This window comes from Pseudaeromonas pectinilytica, assembly GCF_054780855.1.
In genome coordinates, this window is sequence record NZ_BAAGVN010000116.1 from 1 (window position 1) to 6,314 (window position 6,314).

Genomic DNA, 6,314 nt, shown 5'->3' on the forward strand with positions numbered 1-6,314 from the left:
GCGATTAAATCAGATCACAAACGAAGCCTTTTTTCTATCTATTTCAATTGGTTGTAGCTAAAGATCCTGTACATGATGCCATGCTGGCGACCACCACCCAGCGCTACAACATTCTGAACAAGGTGACCTGGGAGCAGTTGCCGGCCGTCAATGTCATGGCGGCGGATGGCAGTGTCACGCTTCAGGCTATCGTGCAGAGTTACGCTTATGACAGCCTGGGTAATCAGACACGCTTCACCAATGGTCTGGGGAACTCGGTGTATTGGAGTTATGACAGTGCCGGGTTGTTGCAATCCCAGACCAAGAGCTCCGGGGTGACAACTGAGTATCGCTATGATGCCTTCGGTCAGGAGCGCTACAAAGGCGAGGCTGCCACGCGATCAGGTGGCATTGCGACAGCCACAGCACAACGGATCACTCGCAGCGATTACAACAACCGGGGCTTGTTGATTGCTCAAGGCGAAACTGCGGTCGACGGATACAGGCTAATAAGCAGCCTGACTCACTTGTACAGTTACGACCAAGCAGGGCGTCGGGTGACGGACTGCACGGGAATATCATTTAATGCCAATAGTACGGCCTACACCCGCTACGATGCGGCGGGGCAAGTGCTGCAGAGTCGCAGTCTCGGCGGAACAGTCACCAGTTACAGTTACGATAACGCTGGCCGCAAAACCAGCGAGCAGATTGAGGGGCTGGCAACCAGCACGCAGACTTGGAGTTACGACACCTTCGGCAATGTGACACAGTTGGTGCAGGGCGCCAAGACCACCACTTATACCCTGACGGCACACAAAGAAGTGGCGACCGCCACTACGGGGAGTGAGGTGCGTACCTATGCCTATTACGGCAATGGCTGGGTGCAAAGCATCGAGGATAAGGACACCAGTGCCTCCGGCACCTGGGCAACCTTGGGTGCCGACTTGGCGAAGTGGAAGAGTACCAACGTGGCGGGAGCCAATGCGACCACCGCCACGAGTGGGGCCTCGCGAATTGACAGCAGTACCTACACCTACAATGCATTGGGACAACGGATCAGTGAATCCAGCGCATCCAGCCGCAGTATTGTCCGGACGGCGACCTGGCAAGAAGCGCAAACCTACGGCGCCCCAATCACCAAAACATTCAGCGAGACGTTGCTATTTAGTGCCTCCCGCACGCTCAACAGCACCTATGATGCCCAAGGTCGCCTAGTCAAGGTGACGTCACCTCAAGGCAAGGTGACGCCGACCCTGCTGGAGTCGGCAGCATCGACTTACGGTTACACACCACCGACCAACGTCAATGTTGACCAAACCTCGGGGCTGCTGGCGCTGACTTATGCCTATGATGCGGCGGGTAACCGCCGCCAGGTGCAAAGCCAGGTGTACAAAACCAGCACCGGCGGAACGCTGGAAACCAAGAATTACTACTACCTGTATAACGCCGACAATGTGTTGACCTTTGCTAATGCGACGGCAGCCAATGCGAATTATACCGTCGCCGCGTCCTGGCAGCAGGACAGCCGCTATCTGCTGACCGATGCTCTTGGGCGGCGGATTGGTGAGAAAGCGAAAGATGGCAACAACTACAGCTATCAGAAATATGATTATTATTACGGCAGCAGCAATGTCAGCACGCAATACGAGACCAAAGCCACCACCAGCTTCCTCGACTTAAGTGGCACGACGCTCAGCAAACACTACACCCGTAACTACGATAGCCTTGGTCGTCTGGTCACCCAGAATACCTATGCCATGTATGCAGGCGAAGGCCACAGCCTGTCCACCGTCGGTCGACTGATTGGTACCGACACCTATAGCTGGAACAGCTCTAATCAGCTGACGACACAGACCAGCAAAAAAGAGGTGGTTGATGTTGAGTATGTCTCTCCGCCGACCACGACTCCCACCAACCCCTACGGTGGTCCGCCATCAGTTGCGACCACGCAAACTGCGGTGATGGTCACCGCTTCCGTGGTGAACTACAACAGCTATGACAAGGCGGGCAACCTGCTCACCTACAGCGTGGATGCGTACAAGACCAACGTCTCTTTTGCTGTCAATACCACGGCCAACGTCAAAGATTATACCGAGACCCACACCAAGACCTACAGCTTCCTGGGCGGTAGCTATCAGTTGCTCAAGGACTCGGTGGCCACCAGTCGCAGCAAATGGCGTCCGAGTGATTTGAGTTATTACTACACCAATACTGGCGAGCTGATGTATGTGCGCGGCACCAACACCGATGTGGATGGCCATGACCGTTTCATGGTGTCCAACCGCGACGGTCAGGTGATATTCCGTCGCGATGGCAAGAAGCTGCAGGATTACTACTACAGCAATGGCCAGGTGCTGGGAACCGCCGGCACCCTGTTGACACCGGGCAAGGCCGACTTTGCCAGTGACTTCAGCAGCAACGTGCAATCGCAAGGTGAGATGGCGCTAACCTCACCGGGAACCTACACGGTACAAAGTGGCGATACGCTGCAGAGCATTGCTGGCAAGCAGTGGGGTGACAGCTCACTGTGGTATGTGCTGGCCGATGCCAACGGCATCGAGAGCAACAGCTTGCTGACCGATGGGGTGCAACTGACCATTCCGAGCGTTAATGAGACGTTGCACAATACCAGCTCGACGTTCAAGCCGTACAATGCCAGCAGCATCATCGGCGCCAGTGAGGCACAACCGATAGCGCCACCGGCGCCGAGTCAATGTGGTGCCATGCTGGTCATGTTGGTAGTGATTATTGTGGCGGCCATCGTGACTTACGGAGCCAGCTTGGCATTTACGGGCACAGCTGCCGGTGTTGCCTCTGTGGGGACCGCAGGCACGGCCAGTATCGGGGCAGCGGCGGCTGGCACAGCGGCCACCGGCTTGGGCGTGACCGGTGGCATGATTGCCGGAGCCGCTGTGGGTGCTATGGCGGGTAATGCCGCAGGTCAGCTGGTCGGGTGGGCCATTGGCCAACAAAGTGGCTTCGATATGGGAGCTGTGTTTAAGGCTGGAGCGCGAGGCGCACTATCGGCTGGGGTCGGCGCCATAGCCGGGAGCATTGTCGGCACATCGACGGAGATAGGTGCTATTGCTAGCCGCTCGGCACTGCAGGCGGGCGGTAACTATCTAGTCAATCGGGCAATGACCGGCGAAGGTGGCTTTAGCTGGGCGGGCATCGCGGCCAATGTGGCGGGCTCGATAGCCGGCCATTATGCCGGTGCGCAGATTGCGGGGGATGGTACGAATGCCAACCAACTGATGATGCGCGATATGGCCAGCAACTTTGCAGGTGGTTGGGCCGAGAACAGTGCCCGCCAGTGGTTGGGTATCGGCGGCAAGCGCGAGTGGAGCGATATCGCCATCGATGCATTTGGTAACGCGATGGGTAACAGCATTGTGGGCAGTTATCAGAAAGAAGCGGGCGAAAATATGACGGCCATCCTTAAAAAGCAAACAGAGCTCGAGAAGTCAGAACAACAAATCCAAAAGCTTTATGACTCGGGATTATTAATGGCATCGACTCATGAGATGGTGCCTGTTGGCGTCGGTGCATTCAAAGTAGACAAAGCCATGCTGGCAGGGACAACCGTAAACTGTATTGGCAGTGTGACAAAACCAAACTTCAGCACACTTGGGGAAGTGTTAACGGATATTCTGGGTAGAGTTGATGATCCAGACCTTAACACCAAGTCATGGGATGAGTATTTTAATATTAGAAATACAGAATTAACAAACAGCTTGGGTGCCTCATATAAAGGTGCTGGCCTGGGAGTGCAAAAAGCATATATCGCCCGTGAATTGATCGTAGCTTATGGCATTGCTAGCGGGGCAGATAGGATGCAAATTATGCTGACAGATAAGATTGCGATAGAACAGTATAAAACATACCAGACTGAACACGGTTCAATAGAAAGGATGTATGAATATCTGTTGGATACCCAAAACATTCGAGACTCGTTTGCACAATTCAAGATTATGTATAACAATCCTGTATCACTGATTTCTGACAGTTCAAAACACAACAATTATGAATGGGGCGAAGTGCAAATGTATTGGTCACCGGATGGCAAGTCGCATCATATGACCGCTAAGGGCATAGTCGACGGCGAGGCGATGTACTACAGCAAGGATGGCCTGATGGATGCTGACTTGTATCGCAATAAAGTTGATATGGTTAATGGTAATTTAAGTCAAAAAGATGGTGCCGGTGTAAGTAGAATAAATCCGCAGGGCAAAACCCATAATCATGGAATCTATCGTATGTTTGGCGATCTGCTAGTGAAACCCACACTTTGGAACCGTGACTTGGCGGTAAATCTGGCTCCAAGTGGGCGCTTGTCATGAGGTTCTGGACATTGCTCTTGCTTCTTTTGAGCATTCAAGGTCAGTGTGGTGACCTTGCAATGGACGAGCAGCTGAATATCACACTAATTAATGTCTATGCCGAACAACCGACCGAGTGCCAAACGGCACCGCTGGCAACGGCAGAGATTTCATTTCGTGAGTTTATGTCAATCTTTATCAATTCAAATCGTAAGTCTAATTTCACTCAAGGATCTGTAGTAAGAATTTACCCTTGCTCGGAAGCTACCGAGCAGATGATAGAATCTTTGGCCAAGTCGCTTACGGAAGACCAACGCAAAAAAGTAAATAAAGATATTGAAGTGGTTGGTATGCTATTTTCCCATTTAATGGCTGGTCATGAAGAGATAGATACTCTTTACAGAGAAGTTAATGGGGGGAAAAAACTACGCTATAGAAAATTTGTCTTAAGACTTTCGGTGCAAAATCAAATACTACGGCAGACACAAAGCACTAGTTTGACGGATAATTTTGATCCATCTGAGTGGGATCGTATCAGAAGCGAAAATATTTGGGGCCAGGGAACCAATGCCTATTCCAGATTTAGACAGACATTTTTTTGGGCTGTCAAATATATGCACTACTGGGCCAACCTGATCTCGCTGGGTTCAGACTCTGTCCCACAAGACCTTATCGCCTATCAAACACTTGTGAAGTTTTCTCCTTGGGCATCGCGTTATCCATTTATGTATCACTTCAGTACACAGATCGGACTTATTTTATATCAAAATCAGCTGACGTATTTGGAGAATGTCGTATTAGTGCAGGGGAAAGTGGTCACTCCTTGTCCGATCAATCCTGGTGATGATTTTTTACTGTCTGTTATACCAAAGGAAGATGCAATAAGGCTATATTCTTCCGTGTCGGCGGCGTTAGTGACACGACCCAATCTGCTATCCACAAATGAATGCGTTAAGAATCTATTTGGGAGGCCTTTTGTGTTCGCACCAAATACCCCTGAACGACAAGCGCTTTATCAGCTAATTAAGTCGACTCAACGGCAGTAATGCCGATCAGTTAAGCACTTTTACGACTAAATATTCACTAATGCGATTATTGAAAAAGGTCTTGAGGTTAAAAGGGTAATTTGGTCAAACACTTGTCCTGATTGACATTCAATAGATAGAGGGATGCATCATGCATCCCTCACTTTTTAGTCCTTATGCCATGCAGCGTTGGACTCAAATTCTCTCAACTGACTAGCATTAACCCAACGGTAGTACTTTTATTTTTAACCTAAGTAAATTCGAACGTAGTTAATCAGAGGATTATCAATCAAGGCGGTTCCTTGACTGGCCGGTTTAATTGCACAGCGTACTGTCAAGCTCCCGATTTTAAGTATTTATTGAACTCATAATAACAGGCCCTCCCCCTTCACGAAGAGGAGGGCTTGTCACTTATGACTGCAGACTGATTTCGGCCATCAGGCTATTGGCCATACCGATATGTTCATCCGCCGGATCGGCGGTTTCCAGGATCTGATTGAGTTTATCAATGGCTTCATGTCGCAGCCCCTGCTCTAGCAGATAGAGCCCCTGATGATAAAGTGCCGGCGGAAAATTCGGCGCCTTGGCCAACACGGCAGCCCAGATTTCCATAGCCTGCTCCCCTTCCCCGCTATCCCGATACAGCATGCCCAGATGAAAGTGTTCTGGCACCACATCGGGTCTAAGGCGTAGATAGGTTTCTAATGCCTCCTTGGCCCGTTCGTGCAAACCGAGGATGGCATACACACGCCCCAACATCGAATAGGCGGCGATCGGTACTTCCTGCGCACTCATCAGAACCTTCAGGCGGGCCAGCGCCTGATCATAGCGCTCCTTATTCAGATCTAGATGGGCTAGCGCCAGCAATTCATCCGGATCAAACATCGTCATTGGTAATTCCATCACTTCTGGCTAATAACATCATGTCGATCAGCCAATAACATCATGCCGATCACTTTTTTTCTGCCCGCGTTTATAGCGTCTTTCTTTT

The 6,314-nt window shown here is 50.9% G+C and carries 3 protein-coding genes; 2 read left to right on the forward strand and 1 reads right to left on the reverse strand.

The genetic code is table 11. The features are described from left to right. Window positions 1–80: 80 nt before the first annotated feature. Window positions 81–4,319 carry a LysM peptidoglycan-binding domain-containing protein gene (locus ACYVG7_RS08490; protein WP_460882723.1) on the forward strand — a complete coding sequence of 1,413 codons (4,239 nt, stop codon included), beginning with the start codon at window positions 81–83 and terminating at the stop codon, window positions 4,317–4,319. Window positions 4,320–4,378: 59 nt separating this feature from the next. Further along, window positions 4,379–5,344, forward strand: a complete 966-nt coding sequence (locus tag ACYVG7_RS08495) for a hypothetical protein (RefSeq protein WP_460882724.1) — start codon at window positions 4,379–4,381, stop codon at window positions 5,342–5,344. A 390-nt stretch (window positions 5,345–5,734) separates the two neighbouring features. Here ACYVG7_RS08495 and ACYVG7_RS08500 read toward each other — a convergent pair whose 3' ends face one another. Further along, on the reverse strand, window positions 5,735–6,214 hold the full coding sequence (locus ACYVG7_RS08500) for a tetratricopeptide repeat protein (RefSeq protein ID WP_460882725.1): 480 nt from the start codon (window positions 6,212–6,214) through the stop codon (window positions 5,735–5,737). Window positions 6,215–6,314 lie beyond the last annotated feature (100 nt).